This window comes from Lentzea chajnantorensis (assembly GCF_054300775.1).
On sequence record NZ_JBSDZT010000002.1, the window covers coordinates 2,367,246 to 2,387,121 of the forward strand.

General features: G+C 71.0%; 13 protein-coding genes. 4 read left to right on the forward strand and 9 right to left on the reverse strand.

What is annotated here, in order from left to right:
* Positions 1–61: 61 nt before the first annotated feature.
* The 5 genes from ACVDFE_RS12480 to ACVDFE_RS12500 form a co-directional block, all read right to left on the reverse strand.
* Positions 62–1,435 (reverse strand): neutral zinc metallopeptidase, encoded by a 1,374-nt coding sequence (locus tag ACVDFE_RS12480; RefSeq protein WP_458430525.1) that lies wholly within the window; start codon positions 1,433–1,435, stop codon positions 62–64.
* Between the two features lie 156 nt (positions 1,436–1,591).
* On the reverse strand, positions 1,592–3,754 hold the full coding sequence (glgB, locus tag ACVDFE_RS12485) for a 1,4-alpha-glucan branching protein GlgB (protein ID WP_458430526.1): 2,163 nt from the start codon (positions 3,752–3,754) through the stop codon (positions 1,592–1,594).
* 3 nt (positions 3,755–3,757) lie between these two features.
* Entirely contained in the window at positions 3,758–5,068 is a 1,311-nt protein-coding gene (locus tag ACVDFE_RS12490) for a maltokinase N-terminal cap-like domain-containing protein (protein WP_360395653.1), read from the reverse strand.
* Positions 5,069–5,075: 7 nt separating this feature from the next.
* Complete coding sequence (gene treS / locus ACVDFE_RS12495) at positions 5,076–6,884, reverse strand: maltose alpha-D-glucosyltransferase (protein WP_458430527.1); 1,809 nt, start codon at positions 6,882–6,884, stop codon at positions 5,076–5,078.
* Positions 6,885–6,932: 48 nt separating this feature from the next.
* The gene (locus ACVDFE_RS12500) at positions 6,933–8,909 is read right to left on the reverse strand and encodes an alpha-1,4-glucan--maltose-1-phosphate maltosyltransferase (protein WP_360391435.1); all 1,977 of its coding nucleotides are present in this window, start codon (positions 8,907–8,909) and stop codon (positions 6,933–6,935) included.
* A gap of 239 nt (positions 8,910–9,148) precedes the next feature.
* On the opposite strand from ACVDFE_RS12500, the gene ACVDFE_RS12505 reads away from it, so the two are divergent.
* The 3 genes from ACVDFE_RS12505 to ACVDFE_RS12515 all read left to right on the forward strand — a co-directional run bounded on the left by ACVDFE_RS12505 (position 9,149) and on the right by ACVDFE_RS12515 (position 14,295).
* Positions 9,149–10,789 carry a serine/threonine-protein kinase gene (locus ACVDFE_RS12505; protein WP_458430528.1) on the forward strand — a complete coding sequence of 547 codons (1,641 nt, stop codon included), beginning with the start codon at positions 9,149–9,151 and terminating at the stop codon, positions 10,787–10,789.
* Positions 10,790–10,853: 64 nt separating this feature from the next.
* Positions 10,854–13,451: an alpha-glucan family phosphorylase gene (gene glgP / locus ACVDFE_RS12510; protein WP_458430529.1), complete on the forward strand. Its 2,598-nt coding sequence runs from the start codon at positions 10,854–10,856 to the stop codon at positions 13,449–13,451.
* Positions 13,452–13,749: 298 nt separating this feature from the next.
* Complete coding sequence (locus ACVDFE_RS12515) at positions 13,750–14,295, forward strand: hypothetical protein (RefSeq protein ID WP_458430530.1); 546 nt, start codon at positions 13,750–13,752, stop codon at positions 14,293–14,295.
* Between the two features lie 61 nt (positions 14,296–14,356).
* Here the strand turns inward: ACVDFE_RS12515 and ACVDFE_RS12520 are convergent, their stop codons facing one another.
* The 4 genes from ACVDFE_RS12520 to glgX form a co-directional block, all read right to left on the reverse strand.
* On the reverse strand, positions 14,357–15,478 hold the full coding sequence (locus tag ACVDFE_RS12520; protein WP_360391425.1) for a hypothetical protein: 1,122 nt from the start codon (positions 15,476–15,478) through the stop codon (positions 14,357–14,359).
* 134 nt (positions 15,479–15,612) lie between these two features.
* Positions 15,613–16,002, reverse strand: a complete 390-nt coding sequence (locus tag ACVDFE_RS12525) for a rhodanese-like domain-containing protein (RefSeq protein WP_458430531.1) — start codon at positions 16,000–16,002, stop codon at positions 15,613–15,615.
* Positions 15,999–16,577: a cysteine dioxygenase gene (locus ACVDFE_RS12530; protein ID WP_360391420.1), complete on the reverse strand. Its 579-nt coding sequence runs from the start codon at positions 16,575–16,577 to the stop codon at positions 15,999–16,001. Before ACVDFE_RS12530 ends, ACVDFE_RS12525 begins: the two co-directional genes overlap by 4 nt.
* Positions 16,578–16,808: 231 nt before the next feature.
* Positions 16,809–18,923, reverse strand: a complete 2,115-nt coding sequence (glgX, locus tag ACVDFE_RS12535) for a glycogen debranching protein GlgX (protein ID WP_458430532.1) — start codon at positions 18,921–18,923, stop codon at positions 16,809–16,811.
* A gap of 89 nt (positions 18,924–19,012) precedes the next feature.
* On the opposite strand from glgX, the gene ACVDFE_RS12540 reads away from it, so the two are divergent.
* Complete coding sequence (locus tag ACVDFE_RS12540) at positions 19,013–19,855, forward strand: ABC transporter ATP-binding protein (protein ID WP_458430533.1); 843 nt, start codon at positions 19,013–19,015, stop codon at positions 19,853–19,855.
* The last annotated feature ends 21 nt before the right edge of the window (positions 19,856–19,876 follow it).

A 19,876-nucleotide genomic window follows, 5' to 3' on the forward strand; every position in this document is an offset into this window, starting at 1 on the left:
CGGCACAGTGAAGCCCGCAGCGGAACGGTCCGCTGCGGGCTTTCGGCTGCCGGGCGCGAGATCAGTTCAGCCCGCACTTCTTCGGGCCCTCGAACACCCCTTCGCGGAACCGGGCCACCCGCTCGAAGCCGGGGTCCACCGCGTCACCGCCGGTCGCGTCGCGGGCCGCGTAGTCGAACCGCAGCAGCACCGTCACCGCCTCGTCGAAGTCGCCCGGCGACAGCCCGAACCCGTCCTGCCGCTGGAACACCGCGCCGGTGTACGCGCCGGCCAGGCACAGCGCGGCCTTCGAGGCCTCCTCGCCCTCGGTCGGCTTGCCGAGGACGGCCAGCTCGGCCAGTGCGTACCGGGTGGCGATCAGCGTGCCGGTGGCGTAGTCGCCGAGCTCCTTGTGCAGCGCGGGCAGCTCGTCCTTGGTGTCGATCTTGATGGTCTTGTCCGACGGGCAGTAGGCGACCGGGCCCTGGTCACCGGAGCAGTCCGGCTCGCTGGACGCGGCCTCGGCGCGCACAGTCGGCCAGGTCTTGCTCTGGGTCGTGGCCAGCGTCTTGAAGTACGTGTCGAGGTCGGGGGTGACCGACTCCAGCATCTCGTCGAACGGCAGGTTGCCGCCGTTCGCGCGGTCGCGGGTGCTCGTGAAGGCGCGCTGGGTGAACGTGCGGTTCTGCACGGACATGGCGGCGCAGAACTTGGGGCCCTGCTCGAAGCCGTCCTGGAAGGCGGCCACGCGGTCGAACGCGCTGCCGTGCGCCTGCTCGTCCTCCGGTGAGGTGCCGACCGGGTCGCGGAACGTGATCAGCGCGCCCAGCGCCTTGTCCAGCGCGTCGGTGCCGATGTCGAGGTACTCGGAGTCGCCGTCGGTGACGTGCCGGACGAACGAGCCCGCGAAGCAGTCGGCCTGCGCCTCGGTGAGGATCGTCGGGTACTTGTCCGGCTCACGGCGCTCCGCCTCCGGCGTGATGCCCATGCGGTTCTGCACGGCGTGGCCGACCTCGTGGGCCAGCACGACGACCACGGCGGCCTCGCCGAAGCGGTCCTCCAGCACGGGCAGCAGCGACGAGCGGTCCCAGGCGATGGCGTCGGCCGAGGGGCAGTAGAACGCGTTGCCCTCCACGTCGGCGGCCTTCTGCGTGCACGGCGGCGGCTTGGCGGCCGAGTCCGCGGTGTCGACGGAGTAGTAGCCGCCGCTCAGCTTCTTCCACGGCTTGCCGAACGTCTTCTGGAACGAGTCGGTCCAGAAGACCTCGATGTCCGTGAGCGCCGTCGCCGCGAGCTGGTCGATGCGGCCGTTGTCGCTGCCGCGGACCTGGATCGTCGGGTTGGCGGGTTGTTGCTTGACCACCTTGGCGGCACGGGGACGGCCGGGTATCCCGGCGGTGCACCCCGTGGCGAGCAGGGCGGTGACGACCATCAGCGCGATGCTCCAGTGCCGCATCACACCATTGTGCCTGCCGCCCGGCTCGACGGAGGCCCTACTCGGCGAACTCAGGCGCATGTGAGGGTCAACGTGTGCCGGGCCGATCGGGTTCACCCGGCGAGATCACCGCCGGTGACCGGGGCGCGACCGGCTGCGGCCGCACCCCGGCCGGCGTCACAGCTCGTCGGCGGGGTCCGGCACGAGCCACAGCACGCCCGAGGGCGGCAGCTGCAGGACCGCCGACGCGGGTCGCCCGTGCCACGGCTTGGCCTCGGCGACGACACCGCCCATGTTGCCCACGCCCGACCCGCCGTAGTGCGCCGCGTCGGTGTTCATCAGCTCCTTCCACCGCCCGGTCGACGGCAGGCCGACCCGGTAGTCGTGGTGCGGCGATCCGGAGAAGTTCGCGACGCAGGCGAGCGTCGAGCCGTCCTCACCGACCCGCAGGAACGACAGGACGTTGCCGCCCGAGTCGTTCGCGTCGATCCACTGGAAGCCCTCCGGCGTCACGTCGTGCGAGAACAGCGCCGCGGCGGTCTTGTAGACCGAGTTCAGGTCGCGCAGCAACGACTGGATGCCCTGGTGCAGCGGCTCCTGCTCGACCAGGTGCCAGTCGAGCGACCGCGACTCCGACCACTCCTGCCGCTGCCCGAACTCGCCGCCCATGAACAGCAGCTGCTTGCCGGGGTGCGCCCACATGAACGCGAGCAGCGACCGCACGCCCGCCGCCTTGTTCCAGTCGTCGCCGGGCATCCGGGTCCACAGCGAGCCCTTGCCGTGCACCACCTCGTCGTGCGAGAGCGGCAGCACGAAGTTCTCGCTCCACGCGTAGACCAGCGAGAACGTCATCTCGTTGTGGTGGAACGAGCGGTGGACCGGCTCACGCGACAGGTAGTGCAGCGTGTCGTGCATCCAGCCCATGTTCCACTTGAAGCCGAACCCGAGACCGCCCAGGTGCGTCGGCCGCGTCACGCCCGGCCACGCCGTCGACTCCTCGGCGATCATCACGATGCCGGGGTGCCGCTTGTAGACCGTCGCGTTCAGCTCCTGCAGGAACCGGACCGCCTCCAGGTTCTCCCGGCCGCCGTGCTCGTTGGGCAGCCACTGGCCCTCCGGCCGCGAGTAGTCGAGGTAGAGCATCGACGCCACGGCGTCCACGCGCAGCCCGTCGAGGTGGAACTCCTCGATCCAGAACAGCGCGTTCGCCACGAGGAAGTTGCGCACCTCGTTGCGGCCGAAGTCGAAGACGTACGTGCCCCAGTCGAGCTGCTCACCGCGGCGCGGGTCGGCGTGCTCGTAGAGCGGGGTGCCGTCGAACTTCGCGAGCGCCCAGCTGTCCTTGGGGAAGTGCGCGGGCACCCAGTCGACCAGCACGCCGATGCCGCGCTGGTGCAGGGCGTCGACGAAGAACCGGAAGTCGTCCGGGGTGCCGAACCGCGAGGTCGGCGCGTAGTAGGAGGTGACCTGGTAGCCCCACGAACCGCCGAACGGGTGCTCGGCCACGGGCAGCAGCTCGACGTGCGTGAAGCCCATGTCCTCGCAGTAGTCGGCGAGCTCGGTCGCGAGCTGCCGGTAGCTCAGGCCGGGCTTCCACGACCCGAGGTGCACCTCGTAGATCGACATCGGCGCGTTCGCCCACTGCGTCGCCGCACGCCGGGCCGTCCACTCGGCGTCCTGCCACTCGTGCTCGGACCGCGTGACCACCGACGCCGTCTGCGGCGGCACCTCCGTGGCGAACGCCATCGGGTCGGCCTTCTCGTGCCACACGCCGTCGGCGCCGAGGATGCGGAACTTGTACCGCGAGCCCACCGGCACGTTCGGGAGGAACACCTCCCACACGCCGGAGGACCCCATGGACCGCAACGGGTTCGCGCGCCCGTCCCAGCCGTCGAAGTCACCCGTCACGCGCACACCGCGCGCGTTCGGCGCCCAGACGGCGAACGACACACCGGTGACGTCACCGGTGACCGTCTCGTAGCACCGCACGTGCGCGCCGAGCACGTCCCACAGCCGTTCGTGGCGGCCCTCGCCGATCAGGTGCAGGTCCAGCTCGCCGACGGTGGGCAGCCACCGGTACGGGTCGTCGACCTCGATCGTGCGGTCGCCGTAGGACACGAGCAGCCGGTAGTCGCCGGGCGCCTCCGGCAGCTCGCCCTCGAAGAGGCCGTCGGCGATGCGCGGCAGCTCGACCTGCTTGTCACCCCACGCCACGGCGACCGAGGTCGCGCCGGGCCGCAGGGCCCGCGCGACCACCTGGTCGCCGACGGTGTGCACACCCAGCACCGAGTGCGGGTCGTGGTGCGCACCGGACAGGAGTCGGTCCAGGTCGGCCTTCACGGCTTACTCTCCTCCAGAAGTCATCCGGGCGATCGACGACAGCGGCACCGTCAACCACTCCGGCCTGTTGGCGTGCTCGTAAGCGACCTCGTAGACCGCCTTGTCCAGCTCGAACGCGCGCAGCAGGTGCGCGTTGTCCCGCGGGTCGGCCGCCACCTCGGCGTAGCCGTCGCAGAACGCGGCCCGGTTGCGCTTCGTCCACTCCATCGCGCGGTAGGCGAGCTGGTCGTCGTCGGGCTGGCCGACGAGCAGCTGCCTGGCCGCGTAGTCGAACGACCTCAGCATCCCCGCCACGTCGCGCAACGGCGACCGCAGCGCGTTGCGCTCCTCGACACCGGCGGCCGGCTCGCCCTCGAAGTCGATCAGCAGCCAGCCGTGCACGGTCCGCAGCACCTGGCCCAGGTGCAGGTCGCCGTGGACGTGCTGGATCGGGATCGCCCCGACGTGCCTGCGGGCCTCGTCGAACGACGCGCGCAGCGCGCTCTCGTAGCGGCCCAGCTCCGGCACCGCCTCCAGGACGGTGTCCAGGCGCCGCTGCATGCCCGCGATGGCGCGGGTGACCGCGTCGTCGTCGGCCATGCGGGTGCCCAGCGCCTCCGCGAGGTCGGCGTGCACCTTGGCCACCGCGTGCCCGAGCCGCTGCGCCTCGCCGGCGAAGTCGCCGCCCACCTCGAACGCGTGCAGGTCGGCCTCGGCCATCAGGTCGCGCACCGAGGTCTTGGCCATGTCCCAGCCCTCGACCGCGTCCGGCAGGAACTCCTGCAGCATCGCGAGCGTGACCGGCTCACCGTCGAGCGTCGTCGAGATCGAGCCGAGCGGGCGGGCGATGTGCTCGCAGCCCACCGACTGCAGCGCCCGGTGCATGACCAGGTCGCGGTTCTCGCCGCGGGCGAGCTTGCGGAAGATCTTCAGGATGTACTGCTGGCCGTAGATCAGCGACGTGTTCGACTGCTCGACGCCGATCGGGCGGCCGCGCAGCGCCGTGCGCAGCTCGACGCCCGGCTCGTGCGCGAACTCGATGCCGTTGACCCGATCGCCGGCGGCGATCTTCTCCAGCAGCAGGCCGTTGCGCTCCGGGTCGGCCGTCGCGTCGAAGCCGTCCGAGTGCTCGCTGATCACGAGCTGGTAGGCCTCGGTGCGGCCGGGTTGCTCCACCTCGACGACGCAGTGCACCAGGTCGTCGGTGAGCGGGGTCGTCCGCAGTGGACGGACGGCGGTGATCGCGCGGTCCTTGCCGCCGAACCACCGCAGCGTCGGCAGGACGTCGGGCAGGGTGCCGACCAGCTTGTCGGCGAGCTCGTCCGGGTCGATCATGCGCGCCTCACCTCATCTCGCTGTCGTCGCCCGCCTCTACCAGCTGGAACCAGTAGAAACCGTGACCGGGAAGGGTCAACAGGTAGGGGAGTTCCCCGATCGAGGGGAATTTGACACCTCCGGTCAGTTCCACCGGCGTGTAGTCGCGGTGCTCGGAGAGGTCCAGCTCGACCGGTTGCGGGAAGCGGGAGAGGTTGTTCACGCACAGGACGATGTCCTCGCGCCCATCGGGGCGCTTCCACATCCGCTTGTAGGCCAGGACGCTCGGGTTCGAGCCGCCCAGCTCGGTGAAGTCGCCCTCGGCGAACGCGTGGTGCTGCTTGCGCACCTCGATCATGTGCCGCGTCCAGTTGAGCAGCGACGAGGAGTTGTTGAGCTGCGCCTCGACGTTGAGGCCCTGGTAGCCGTAGACCGGGTCCATGATCACCGGCAGGTAGATCCGGCCCGGGTCGCAGGAGGAGAACCCCGCGTTGCGGTCCGGGGTCCACTGCATCGGCGTGCGCACCGCGTCGCGGTCGGCCAGCCAGATGTTGTCGCCCATGCCGATCTCGTCGCCGTAGTACAGCACCGGCGAGCCCGGCAGCGACAGCAGCATCGCGGTGAACAGCTCGTGCTGGTTGCGGTCGTTCTCCAGCAGCGGGGCCAGGCGCCGGCGGATGCCGATGTTGGCCTTCATCCGCGGGTCCTTGGCGTACTCGGAGTACATGTAGTCGCGCTCTTCGTCGGTGACCATCTCGAGCGTCAGCTCGTCGTGGTTGCGCAGGAAGATGCCCCACTGCGAGTTCTCCGGGATCGCCGGCGTCTGCGCCAGGATCTCCGAGATCGGGAACCGCGACTCCCGCCGCACCGCCATGAAGATCCGCGGCATCAACGGGAAGTGGAACGCCATGTGGCACTCGTCCCCGCCCACCGCCGGGTCACCGAAGTACTCCACCACGTCCGACGGCCACTGGTTCGCCTCCGCCAGCAGCACCCGGCCGGGGAACTCGTCGTCGACGACCTTGCGGCACTTCTTCAGGAACTCGTGCGTGCGCGGCAGGTTCTCGCAGATCGTGCCCTCCTCCTCGAAGAGGTAGGGCACGGCGTCGAGGCGGAACCCGTCGATGCCGAGGTCGAGCCAGAACCGCAGGATGTCGAGCATCGCCTCCTGCACTTCCGGGTTCTCGTAGTTGAGGTCCGGCTGGTGGCTGAAGAAGCGGTGCCAGAAGAACTGCCCGCGCACCGGGTCGTACGTCCAGTTGGACGACTCCGTGTCGACGAAGATGATCCGCGCGTCGGAGTAGCGCGAGTCGTCGTCGCTCCACACGTAGTAGTCGCCGTACGGGCCGTCCGGGTTCTGCCGCGACTCCTGGAACCACGGGTGCGCGTCACTGGTGTGGTTGAGCACCAGGTCCGTGATCACCCGGATGCCCCGCCGGTGCGCCTCCTCCAGCAGGTAGACGAAGTCCTCCACCGTGCCGAACTCCGGCAGCACCGCACGGAAGTCGCTGATGTCGTACCCGCCGTCACGCAACGGCGAAGCGTAGAACGGCGGCAACCACAGGCAGTCGACGCCCAGCCACTCCAGGTAGTCGAGCCGCGACGCGAGCCCGCGGAGGTCACCGGTCCCGTCGCCGTTGGAGTCGCTGAACGCCCGGACCAGGACCTCGTAGAAGACGGCGCCCTTGTACCAGTCCGGGTTCGGCTTCGCCTGCCGCGCGGACTTGAAGTCCTCGGCCTGCGGCTCGACCAGGAAACCGGCGTCGTCGATGGCTTCTCCGGTGTGCGGTGTTCCTTCCAGCCCGAGTGCAGCGTCGGGACGCGGGTCGTCGACCATGATGCCCACCTCGTCGGGGGTTGTGCGGTGGAGCGGCTTGCGCGCGCTCTAGGAAAAACGTCGTTGGAGGCTCACGACGTGCGCGGTCGCACGCCACGGCTCGAGGCGGACGTAGTTCGCCTGTCCCCAGTCCCAGGTCTCGCCCGTGACCTCGTCGTGCGCAATCACCCGCTCGTGCCAGTCGAACCCGAGGTCGGGCAGGTCGAGGTACAGCGTCCCCTCCTGCGCGTTGTTCGGGTCGAGGCTCACGACCACCACGACGGTGTCACCGGTCCCGGGGTCGCGCTTGCTGAACGCGACCAGGGCGTCGTTGTCCAGCTCTTGGAACTTCAACGTGCGCATCTGCTGCAGCGCGGGGTGCGCCTTGCGGATGTGGTTCAGCTTGCGCAACCACGGTTCGAGAGAACGCCCGTCCGCCAGTGCACGGGCGTAGTCGCGTGGCCGCAGCTGGTACTTCTCGGAGTTGAGGTACTCCTCGCTGCCGGGCTTGACCGCCTCGTGCTCGAACAGCTCGTAGCCGCTGTACACGCCCCACGTGGGGGAGAGTGTCGCCGCCAGTGCCGCACGCAGGCCGAACATGCCGGGGCCGCCGTGCTGCAGCGACTCGTGCAGGATGTCCGGCGTGTTGACGAAGAGGTTCGGCCGCGCCTCGTCCCAGTGGTCGCGGAGGTCCTCGCCGAACTCGATCAGCTCCTGCTTGCTCGTCCGCCACGTGAAGTAGGTGTAGGACTGCGTGAAGCCGAGCTTGGCCAGCCCGTAGAGGCGGGCGGGCCGGGTGAAGGCCTCGGACAGGAACAGCGTGTCCGGGTAGACCTCCTTGACCTTCCAGATCAGCCACTGCCAGAAGTCCGGCGGCTTGGTGTGCGGGTTGTCGACCCGGAAGATCCGCACCCCGTGCTCGGCCCAGTACAGGACCACGCGCAGCACCTCGTGGTAGAGGCCCTGCGGGTCGAGGTCGAAGTTGATCGGGTAGATGTCCTGGTACTTCTTCGGCGGGTTCTCCGCGTACGCGATCGTGCCGTCGGGCCTGGTCGTGAACCACTCCGGGTGCTTGAGCACCCACGGGTGGTCCGGCGCGCACTGCAGTGCGAAGTCCAGCGCCACCTCGAGGCCGAGCTCGTGCGCGCGTGCGACCAGCGCGTCGAAGTCCTCGATCGTGCCCAGCTGCGGGTGGATCGCGTCGTGACCGCCCTCGTCGGCACCGATCGCCCAGGGCGAGCCGGTGTCCTCGGGACCCGCGACGAGCGTGTTGTTGGGGCCCTTCCGGTTCACCCGGCCGATCGGGTGGATCGGCGGGAAGTAGACGACGTCGAAGCCCATGGCCGCGACCCGGTCGAGCTCCTTGGTCGCCGTGGCGAACGTGCCGTGCACCGCCTGGCCGGTCTCGTCGATCCCGCCGGTGCTGCGCGGGAAGAACTCGTACCAGGAGCCGTACGCGGCCTTCTTCCGGTCGCACCAGACCTTGTGCGGCTTGCCCTTGGTGATCAGCTCGCGCACCGGGTGCTCGAACATCACCTTCTGCACGTCACCGGCCAGCGCCGGGGCCACCCGTTCGGCCAGCGGCCGTTCGTCGTCGCGCAGCGCCGCGGCCGCGTTCATGAGGAGTGCTCGGTCCTGCCTCCGATCGGGGCGCCTTGCCACCCGATCGAGCAGGAGAGCGCCGATTTCGAGGTCGTTCGCGAGTTCGCCGGCCCCCTGGCCGGCGGCGATCTTCACCTCGACGGTGTGGTTCCAGGTGCCCCAGGGATCACTCCACGCATCGACCCGGAAGGTCCACGCGCCCTCGGCGTCGGGAACGATGGTCGCTCCCCACCGGTCGAGCCCGGTTCCCACCTCGTGCATGCGGGTCTGACGAGCGACTCGGTCGTTCGGTCCCCTCCACGTCACTGTGGCCGCGAGCTTGTCGTGCCCCTCGCGCCAGACTGTCGCCTGGACCGGAATGTGTTCTCCCACAACGGCTTTGGCTGGATACCTACCAGCCGACACCACCGGGGATACGTCGTCGATACCGAGCCGTCCACTCATCGGCAGCGCCCTTCCGCCGTGGATCTCCGCGATGCCTGCGAATCTTGCCTTGTTCGGTCAAACGCCCTGTCAGCGGGTTACCCCAAGTAGATCCGTACCCCGCTGCCGCCGATCGCACACCTCGAACACGGACCGTGTCCGAGGTCTCCCGGCCGGGCCTCCGGCGCCTCGAACCTCTCCAGTGGACCGTTCTCGTGATACCCACCGGGTCACCGGGGTGTTACGGGTACCGTGCCCGCGTGAACAAGGTTGGCGACCGGTACGTCCTGCTCGACCAGCTCGGTGCGGGTGCGATGGGCGTCGTGTGGCGTGCCCGCGACGAGCTGCTGCACCGCGACGTGGCCGTCAAGCAGCTGCTCCTCACCGAGGTGCAGCCGGACGAGTTCCACGAGGCCGTCCAGCGGGCCATGCGCGAGGGCCGCATCGCCGCCCGCCTGCAGCACCCGAACGCGATCGCCGTGTACGACGTCGTGGTCGAGGACGGCAAGCCCTGCCTGGTCATGGAGTACCTGCCGTCGCGCAACCTGTCGGCGCTGCTGAGCGAGCGCGGCACCATGCCCGTGCAGGAGGCGGCCAGGATCGGCTCGCTGGCCGCCGGGGCGCTGGCCGCCGCGCACGAGGCCGGCATCGTGCACCGCGACATCAAGCCCGGCAACGTCCTCATTGGACGCGACGGCGCCGTCAAGATCACCGACTTCGGCATCTCCCGCGCCCTGGGCGACGTGGCCGTGACGAAGACCGGGATGCTCGCGGGCACGCCCGCCTACCTCGCGCCGGAGCTCGCCCGCGGCTCCGAGCCCGCGCCGCCGTCGGACGTGTTCTCGCTCGGCGCGACGATCTACGCGATGACCGAGGGCGAACCGCCGTTCGGCAAGAGCACGAACGACCTCGGCCTGCTCTACAAGGTCGCCCGCGGCGAGACCCGGCCGCCGATGCGCTCCGGCCCGCTCACGCCGCTGCTCACCCGCCTGCTCGCCAACGAGCCGCACCAGCGCCCGACCGCCGCGCAGGCCGCCGAGGCGCTCAGGGCCGTCGCCGCGGGCCAGCAGGTGCCGGCCACGACGTTCATCCCGCCCGGTGCGGGCACGCCGCCCGGTGGCACCGCCGTCCTGCCGCCCGGCACGCCTCCCGGCGGCACGCTGCGCCAGTCCGGCCCGCCGTCGCTGCCGCCGCGCCAGGGACCGGGCACCGGCACGTACGGGGCCGCGTCCCGGCCCCCCACGGCCCGCCAGGCCGTGCCCGCGGGCCCGCCCGGCCCGCCCACCCGGCCGCCCCGCGAGCCCGACCAGGAACCGGAGCCGAAGCGCAACCGCGGCCTCGCGGTGGCCGCCTCGGTGCTCGCCGTCCTGCTGGTCGCGGGCGTCGCCTACGCGATCATCCAGGGCACGGGCGACGACCAGCGGACAGCCGACCCCGGTCCCTCGACGTCGCAGGAGGTCGAGCCGACCAGGCCGACCGCCGGTGACGAGCCGACCACCACCCAGCCGCAGCCGACCCAGAAGCCGCCGGCGCCGACCTACACCACCGCGCCGACCACCACCGCGTCCAAACCGAGCGGCCCGAAGTTCAGCAAGGCGCAGGTCACGCAGTTCGTGCAGCAGCACTACGGCAAGCTGCCCGGCAACACCGACGCCGCGATCAAGGACTTCACGAAGGAGAGCGCGCCGAGGGCAGCGGACTACCAGGACTACTGGAAGGCGTTCAGCAAGGTCGCGCTGCAGGGCACGCCGCTGGTCGAGGCGAACGACGACGGCTTCTCGGTGACGGTGGCGCTCAAGCTCACCGAGGCCGAGGGGGACAAGACCAAGACCGAGGAGCACACCCTGAACGTCGCCGGTGACGGGGACAGGCCGCTGATCGCGAGCCGCGACCACCCGTAGTCCGCCGGGCGTGTGACCGGGAACGTTGTCAGTGCCGCGGGGGTGCCGGGTAAGTTGCCTCGTCATGCGAGCACTTCGCCGGTTCACCGTCCGCGCCAGTCTGCCGGAGCCCCTGTCCGCGCTGAGCACGCTCGCCACCAACCTGCGCTGGACGTGGCACCCGCCGACGCAGGAACTCTTCTCCTCGATCGACTCCCGGGTCTGGTCCGAGGTCGGTGGCGACCCGTTGCGCCTGCTGTCCGCTGTCGGCGCCGCCGACGCGGGACGGCTGGAGACACTTGCGAGAGATGAGCAGTTCCTCCTGAAGGTGCACGCGCTGGCGTCCGACCTCGACCGCTACGTCAACGGTCCGCGCTGGTACCAGCGCCGCCAGGACGAGATCGCCGGGCGCAGGGAGCACGGCGGCGGCACCGACACCCCGTTGCCCACCTCGGTCGCGTACTTCTCGATGGAGTTCGGCGTGCACGAGGCGCTGCCGAACTACTCGGGCGGTCTCGGCATCCTCGCCGGCGACCACCTGAAGGCGGCCTCCGACCTGGGCGTCCCGCTGATCGCGGTCGGCCTGCTGTACCGCTCCGGCTACTTCCGCCAGTCGCTGTCGCTCGACGGCTGGCAGCAGGAGCACTACCCGTCGCTCGACCCGCGCGGCCTGCCGCTGGAGCTGCTCACCGAGCCGTCCGGCCTGCCGCTGCTCGTGCACGTCGCCATGCCCGGTGACCGGGTGCTGCGCGCGAAGATCTGGAAGGCCCAGGTCGGCCGGGTGCCGCTGCTGCTGCTCGACTCCGACGTGGAGCAGAACGACGAGGACCTGCGCGGCGTCACCGACCGGCTCTACGGCGGCGACCAGAACCACCGCATCCGCCAGGAGATCCTGGCCGGCATCGGCGGGGTCCGCGCGGTCCGCACGTTCTGCGAGCTCACCGGGCACGCGCAGCCCGAGGTGTTCCACACGAACGAGGGCCACGCGGGCTTCCTCGGCCTGGAGCGGATCCGCGAGTACATCACCAACGACGGCCTCGACTTCGACCAGGCGCTGACCGCGGCGCGCGCCGGTGCCGTGTTCACCACGCACACCCCCGTGCCCGCGGGCATCGACCGCTTCCCGGTCGACCTGGTCCAGCACTACTTCGGGTCCGAGCAGCTCGTGCCCGGCGTGAACACCCAGCGCATCCTCGCGCTCGGCGCCGAGGACAACCCCGGCATGTTCAACATGGCGCACATGGGCCTGCGCCTGGCCCAGCGCGCCAACGGCGTGTCGAAACTGCACGGCGAGGTCAGCCGGGACATGTTCCGCGGCCTCTGGCCGAGCTTCGACGCCACCGAGGTGCCGATCGGTTCGGTCACGAACGGCGTGCACGGCCCGACCTGGGCGGCGGCGGAGATGAGTCGCCTGCTCGGCGCCTCCGAGGCGGACACGCAGACCAGCGGCATCGGTCTCGGCGCGTTCGAGCCGGTCACCGACGCGGGCCTGTGGGAGCTGCGCTCGACGCTGCGCGGCCGGCTCGTCGACGAGGTGCGCAGGCGGCTGCGCGAGTCGTGGCTGCAGCGCGGCGCCTCCGCCCTGGAGCTGGGCTGGACCGACGGCGTGTTCGACCCCGGTGTGCTCACCGTCGGGTTCGCCCGCCGCGTGCCGACCTACAAGCGCCTCACGCTGATGCTGCGCGACCCGGAGCGGCTGCGGTCGCTGCTGCTGCACCCCGAACGGCCCGTGCAGCTCGTGGTGGCGGGCAAGTCGCACCCGGCCGACGACGGCGGCAAGGCCCTGATCCAGCAGATCGTGCGCTACGCCGACGACGCGGGCGTGCGCCACCGGATCGTGTTCCTGCCCGACTACGACATGTCGATGGCCCGCTACCTGTACTGGGGCTGCGACGTGTGGCTGAACAACCCGATGCGCCCGCTGGAGGCGTGCGGCACGTCCGGCATGAAGGCCGCGCTGAACGGCGGGCTCAACCTGTCCATCCGCGACGGCTGGTGGGACGAGCTCTACGACGGCTCCAACGGCTGGGCCATCCCGACCGCGGACGGCGTCAACGACCCGATCCGGCGCGACGACCTGGAGGCCAACGCGCTCTACGAGCTGCTCGGCTCGCAGGTCGCTCCGCTGTTCTACGACCGCAACGAGGAGGGCGTCCCGCTGCGGTGGATGTCCATGGTCCGGCACACGCTGGCCTCGCTCGGCCCGGTCGTGCAGGCCTCGCGCATGGTCCGCGAGTACGTGGAGACGTACTACGCGCCGGCCGCCGCGTCCGCCCAGAACGTCGTCGGTGAGGGCTTCCGCGGCGCGAAGGAGCTGTCGGCGTACCGGCACCGGCTGCGCGCCTCGTGGACGCGGGTGCGGGTGCTCGACAGCGACCTGGTGATCGCCGGGTCGTCGGTGCCGGTGCTCGGGTCGCCGGTCGTGGTGCGGGCCCGCGTCGAGCTGGCCGGCCTGGAACCGTCCGAAGTGGACGTCCAGGTGGTGCTCGGCAAGCTCACCCACGACTCGGACGAGCTGAAGGACGTCGTCACCGCGCCGATGAACTACGCGGGCAACGGCAACTACGAGGCCGAGGTGCCGCTGCCGCACGCCGGTGCGCTGGGCTACACCGTCCGCGTGCTGCCCCGGCACGGCCTGCTGGCCTCGCCCGCGGAGCTGGGACGCGTGGTCCTGGCCGGCTGATCGCTCAGCCCGATCGACGCAGGGCATCCAGCTCGCCTTCTTCCGGCGGGCTGGATGCCCTGATTTGTTCATTTTCACCGTGCCCGGTCACTGCTCGTGACCTGGTTCAGGCGCATCTCGCCCAGGCACGTCTCCTCATCCGGATGACGCCCTTTTCCGGCGGGTGATTTCACGATCCCCGCTGGTAGGGGTCGGTGGACCGACTTACGCTCGATCGCATCGGACGAACCGCAGCCGAATTCCGACGGAACTTTCCGGCGCGGCCCCACCTGATTGCGCATTGAGGAAGAAGGTAGCCGTGAAGAAGACGATTACCGCGCTCTCGCTCGCCGCAGCTCTGTTCGCCGCCTCCACGGTTCCGGCTGCCTCCGTCACGACCGCCGCGCCGGAACCGCCCGCCGCCTGCGCCGACCTCGTCTCCGACCTGGCGGCGAAGCTCAAGAAGGCCGTCGCCAGCCTCGTCCCGACCCCCGACGTGGCCGCGCTGACACCGCTGGTCGGTGACGTGCTCGCCATCCTGACGGCGATGCAGAACGCGGGATGTCTGCCGGCACCACCGGTCAGCGCGCCGAGCGTGCCCGCGCCGGTCACCGCGAAGACCTACGAGGGACCCGCCGACCAGTGCGTGGCGGCCGTGCTGAACCTGATCTCGTCCGTCGCCGGTCTCGGCGGCACGGTGCTGGGTGCGGCCGCCGGAGCCCAGCCCGACGCCGCCCAGCTGACCGAGCTGCTGAAGGGCGTGCTGAAGGACGCCGAGGACCTGCTCGCGAAGTGCGGCCTGCCGAAGCCGTCCGGTGGCATGCCCGCGATGTCGGGCGCGCCGCTGCCGGTCGGGCAGGGCTGATCCGGCGCGGGGTGGGAAGGGCCCGTCACGGTGTCGGTGGCGGGCCCTTCCCACCGGTGGGTCAGCTGATCTCCAGCCGGGCGCGGGTCGCCGCGACCCGCGGGTACCAGCCGGCGAGCTCGTGCGCCTCGGCCACGAACGCACGCGCCTTCGCGTTGTCGCCGTCCGCCATCCACGCCCGCGCGACCGTGACCAGGTCGTCCGCCCGCCCCAGCGCCTGCTCGCTGTTCTCCGCGGCCCACGTCGCGAGCTTGCGCGCCTCCGCGTTCTGCCCCTCGATCAACGCGATCAGCGCCAGCGTCCCGTGCGCCCGGTGCTTCGGGTACCCCGCCTCGTAGGCGTTGACCAGCATGTTCTTCGCCGTCTCCAGCCCAATCTCGCGCGGGAACTGCCCGGACTCCACGGCCTGCGCCGCCACCCCCGCGGCCGTGGCCATGACGAACGCGAGCTCCCGCTGGGAGAGGTCCGAGCGCGAGCTCAACCCGACCACCGTCTGCAACGCGTCGAGGTACTTCTCCCGCGCGCACGCCGTGACGACCTTGAGCCCGACCACGGTCAGCAGGTGCGGGTACCGCGCGACCGCCTCCTCGTAGATCCGCTCCGCCGCCTCGACGTCACCGCGGTGGTAGGCGTCCATCCCCGCCCCCACCAGTGGGCGCGCCTCCATCTCGTCGAGCGGCCGCCCGCTGACCTTCGGCAACCGGAACACGAACCACCCCAGGCTCGTGTGCCCCGGCTTCTCGAGCGGCCACAGCTGCACCGCGAGCAGCGCCGTCGAGGCGAGCGCCATGCCCTTGCCGAACGCCCAGCCGGTGAGCAGCCACGTCACCGCCACGAACAGCGCGGTCACCACGATCGCGGTGACCCCTGCCAGCACGGTCCGGCGCCGCACCCCCGGCTTCACCCCGGTGAAGCTCAACGACGCGAGCAGCGGCACCGACCGCAGCACGACCCGGCGGTCGTTGCTCGTCCACGACCTCACCTCGCTGCCCACGCCGATCGTCACGTGGGTGAGCCGCAGTCCGAAGAGGACGGCGCCGAGCGCCAGCCCCGCCTGCACCACGCTCAGCTCCAGCAGCAACCCGGTCACCGCCCCCGCGAGCCCCAGGTACCAGGCCGACGGGTCCCACGCGATCGTGCCCGCCACGACCAGGGCCGCGAGGGCCCAGCGCACAACTGTCACGGTTCGCAGACGCTACTCGGCGGGCTCGCGGTTCCCGGCTCGGGCCGATGTGGGGGACCGGCCGGCCGTCGGCGCGTCTCGGAGTGCCGTTCCCGGACCACCGGCTTCGGCGCACCAGCCCCGGTTCCCCGGCCTCACGCCACCGCCTGCGTGCCGCCCTCCCGCACCGGCAGTCCCGCGGCCCGCCACGCCCGGTACCCGCCCACGAGGTCCGTCGCGTTCGGCAGCCCGATCCGTTGCAGGTCCCGCGCCGCCAGCGACGACGAGTAGCCCTCGTTGCAGACCACGACGACCGTGGTGTCGGCGGTGAACCCGGGCAGCCGCCAGTCGCCGGTCGGGTCGAGCCGCCACTCCAGCACGATCCGCTCGACCACCACGGAGTTCTCGATCTCGCCCTCGGCGAGCCGGTTGGGCAGCGGCCGGATGTCGACGACCAGCGCGTCCGGCAGGGCGTGCACCTCCTGCGGGGTGAGGCGGGTGAGGTGGGCGCGGGCGGCTTCGAGGTAGGCGTCGACGTTGCTCACGGGCCCTCCAGGTCGGCCAGCCGGCGCAGCTCGGACAGCGGCAGCCGTTGTGCGGGCAGGGGTGGGATCTGGTCGGGGATGTCGAGCAGCGACGCGTACTCGCGCGTGGGCACGAGGGGCGGTGAGTAGGCGTGCACGGTGGCCGCGGGGGTGTCGAAGGGGTTCGTCACCTGGTGGGCGCGGCCGGAGCCGAAGCCCAGCGCGTCGCCGGTCGTGCGGACGGCGGAGCGGACCGGGCCGGCCGGGTAGCGGTAGTCCTCGTGCAGCCGGCCGGTCAGCACGGTGAACGAGCCCGCGGACCCGCCGTGGTCGTGCGGTTCGGTGCCCTGGCCGGGCAGCCACGACAGCAGCCACAGCTCGACGCCCTCGGTCAGGCCCAGACGCGCCCACCAGCGGCGTTCGGCCGAGTACTCCAGGACCTGGAGCAGGCCCGTGGTCAGCTCGCTCGCCACGAACGAGGTCAGGTCGCGCAGCTCGCGCGGGGTCCACAGCGACCGCGACGGGTGGATCACGTCACGCAGCAGCTGGGTGTCCAGGACGGGGTGCAGGTCGTACTCGGAAAGGGTGGAAGTCACCGGCTCGCTCCTGAAGGCCACGTCGGTACGGGGTAGCGATCAAGACGCGACGGCGGCCGTCGTTCAGCGCGCGCGTCGCGTCGAGCTACACCCGCACGACGCCACCAGGACGAGGTCGATCGTGCGGTCGGACCAGTAGTGGACCAGCACGACCGTGATGTTGCCACGATTGCCTCGAAGGCCGCCACAGCGTCCACGGGCTGGTCACCGGAACTGCCTCCGAGCTGCCGGTCAGCGCGGCAGCCGCAGCAACAGCAGCGACCGCGCCTCCATCGTCAGCTTCGTGCGCGGCAGCAGCGCCGAGGTGTCCGCCGGCGAGCCGTCCGGGGTCGTCGTGTCCAGGAACGGCTCGTACGACGGCCCGTACCGCTCGTGCGGCAGCCTCACCGTGATCGCCTCCGCGCCCGAGTGCATCAGCAGCAGCCACGAGTCGTCCGACACCAGCTCGCCGTCGCGGGTGCGGGACAGGCAGTTCGAGCCGTCGACGAACATGCCGAGGGTGCGGCGGCCCTCGTCGAACCAGTCGGTCTCGGCCATCTCCTGGCCGTCCGGCCGGAACCACACCAGGTCCGGGTTGCCGCTCGGGGTCGTGCGGCCCTCGAAGAACTCCGGCTGCCGCAGCGCGGGCGAGGACGAGCGCAGGTCGATCAGCCGCTGCGTGAACCCCAGCAGCGCCTCACCCGCGTCCGTCCTGGTCCAGTCGACCCACGAGACGCGGTTGTCCAGGCAGTACGCGTTGTTGTTGCCGCCCTGAGTGCGCCACATCTCGTCGCCCGCCACCATCATCGGCGTGCCGGTGGACAGCAGCAGCGTGGCGAGCAGGTTGCGGGCCTGCTTCGCCCGCAGCGCGAGGACGTCCCGGTCGGTCGTCCCGCCCTCGGCGCCGCAGTTCCACGACCGGTTGTCGTTCGTGCCGTCCCGGTTCTCCTCGCCGTTCTCCTCGTTGTGCTTGTCGTTGTAGGACACCAGGTCCCGCAGCGTGAAACCGTCGTGGGCGGTGATGAAGTTGATCGACTGCCACGGGCGGCGCAGGTCGTCGGCGTAGAGGTCGGACGAGCCGGACAGGCGGTAGGCGAGGTCGCGCACCGACGTGTGCCCGCGCCAGAAGTCGCGCACGGTGTCGCGGTAGCGGCCGTTCCACTCCGCCCACTGCATGCCGAAGTCGCCCACCCGGTAGCCGTCGCCGGTCGCGTCCCACGGCTCGGCGATCAGCTTCGCGCGGCACAGCACCGGGTCCGTGGTGATCGCGGTCAGCAGGGCCGAGTCGCGGTCGAAGAACCCGCCGCCGGGACGGCCCATCGTCGAGGCGAGGTCGAACCGGAACCCGTCCACGCCCATCTCCTCCGCCCAGTACCGCAGCGAGTCGGTGACGAGGCGGACGACCTGCGGGGAACCGGCGTCGAGCGTGTTGCCGCAGCCGGTGATGTCGACCGTGCTGCCGCCACCGGCGTGCAGGTAGTAGCCGGGCGCGTCGAACCCGCGGAACGACAGCGTCGGGCCGTCCGGGCCGCCCTCGCAGGTGTGGTTGTAGACGACGTCGATCAGCACCTCGATGTTCGCCGCGTGCAGCGCCGCGACCATCGTGCGGAACTCCTGCACCTCGTTGCCCGGCTCGCTCGCGTACGCCGGGTGCGGCGCGCAGTACGCCAGCGGCGAGTAGCCCCAGTAGTTGCGGGCCCCGCGGCTGATCAGCGAGGGCTCGTCCTGGAACGCCTGGACCGGCAGCAGTTCGACGGTCGTGACGCCCAGCCTGGTCAGGTGCTCGACCGCGGCCGGGTGCGCGAGGCCGAGGTAGGTGCCGCGCAGCCGCTCCGGGATGTCCGGGTGGCTCTTCGTGAAGCCCTTGACGTGCAGCTCGTAGATCACCGCCTCCTCGAACGGCACCTCGGGCTTGGTCCCGGTGTTCGCGCCGCCCGGCGAGCTGACGACGCTCAGCGGGACGCTGCCCAGCGAGTCCTCCGCCGACGGCGGGCCGTGCATGGGGTCGCCGACGTAGCCCAGCGCCCTGCCCAGGTCGGTGACCGCGCCGGTGATCTGCCGGGCGTACGGGTCGACCAGCAGCTTCGCCGGGTTGCAGCGCAGCCCCCTGCCGGTGTCGTAGGGGCCGTGCACCCGGTAGCCGTAGCGCTGGCCGGGTGTGACGCCGGGCACCAGGCCGTGCCAGACGCCGAACGTCCGCTCGGTCAGCTCGACCCGTTTCTCCGCGCCGTCCTCACCGACCAGGCAGACCTCCACCGCGTCGGCGACGTGCGAGGTCACCGCGAACCGGACACCGCCCGCCTCGGCGTGTGCCCCCAGCGGGAACGGTCGGCCTGCCAGCACCTCGGACTCCGGTCGCGTAGCCATGCCTCCGATCTTGGCATCCGCCACCGACAAAAAACTTGAGACTTCACACAGGCGGCGCAGCGGTCGTGCCCGGTGTGAGGTGCACCCCGATGAGTGGTCGGTCGGAGGCCGTTCGGAACAATGGGGGCGTGGCGGACGTCGACGTGACAGATCTGGTCGTGCACATGGCGGGCGTGTCGGTCCGCCGAGGCAAGAACACGCTGGTCGGCAACATCGACTGGAACGTGGAGCTGGACGAGCGCTGGGTGGTGCTGGGCCCGAACGGCGCCGGCAAGACCACCCTGCTGAGGCTCTCCAGCGCCGACCTGCACCCGACCAAGGGCAAGGTCCACCTCCTGGGTGAACGCCTCGGCAAGACCGACGTGCAGGAGCTCAAGCCCAGGATCGGGCTGTGCTCGGCGGCGCTCGGCGGCCGCATCCCGCCCGACGAGTCGGTCGTCGACCTCGTCGTCTCCGCCGGCTACGCGGTCCTCGGCCGCTGGCGCGAGGAGTACGGCAAGCAGGACACCGACCGCGCCCGCGAGCTGCTCGGCACGCTCGGCATGGCACACCTCGCCGACCGCCTCTACGGCACGCTGAGCGAGGGCGAGCGCAAGCGCACGCTGATCGCCCGCGCGTTGATGACCGACCCCGAGATGCTGCTGCTCGACGAGCCCGCCGCGGGCCTCGACCTGGGCGGCCGCGAGGACCTCGTGGCGAAGCTCTCCGAGCTCGCGCTCGACCCGGACGCGCCCGCGATGGTGCTGGTCACGCACCACGTCGAGGAGATCCCGCCGGGCTTCACCCACGCCCTGCTGCTGCGCGAGGGCTCGATCGTGGCGCAGGGGCTGCTGGAGGACACCCTCACCGAGGAGAACCTCTCGAAGACGTTCGGCCAGGACCTGGAGCTGCAGAAGTCCGGGGACCGCTTCTTCGCCCGCAGGAAGAGCTGACGGCTACTGTGCTTGTCGGCC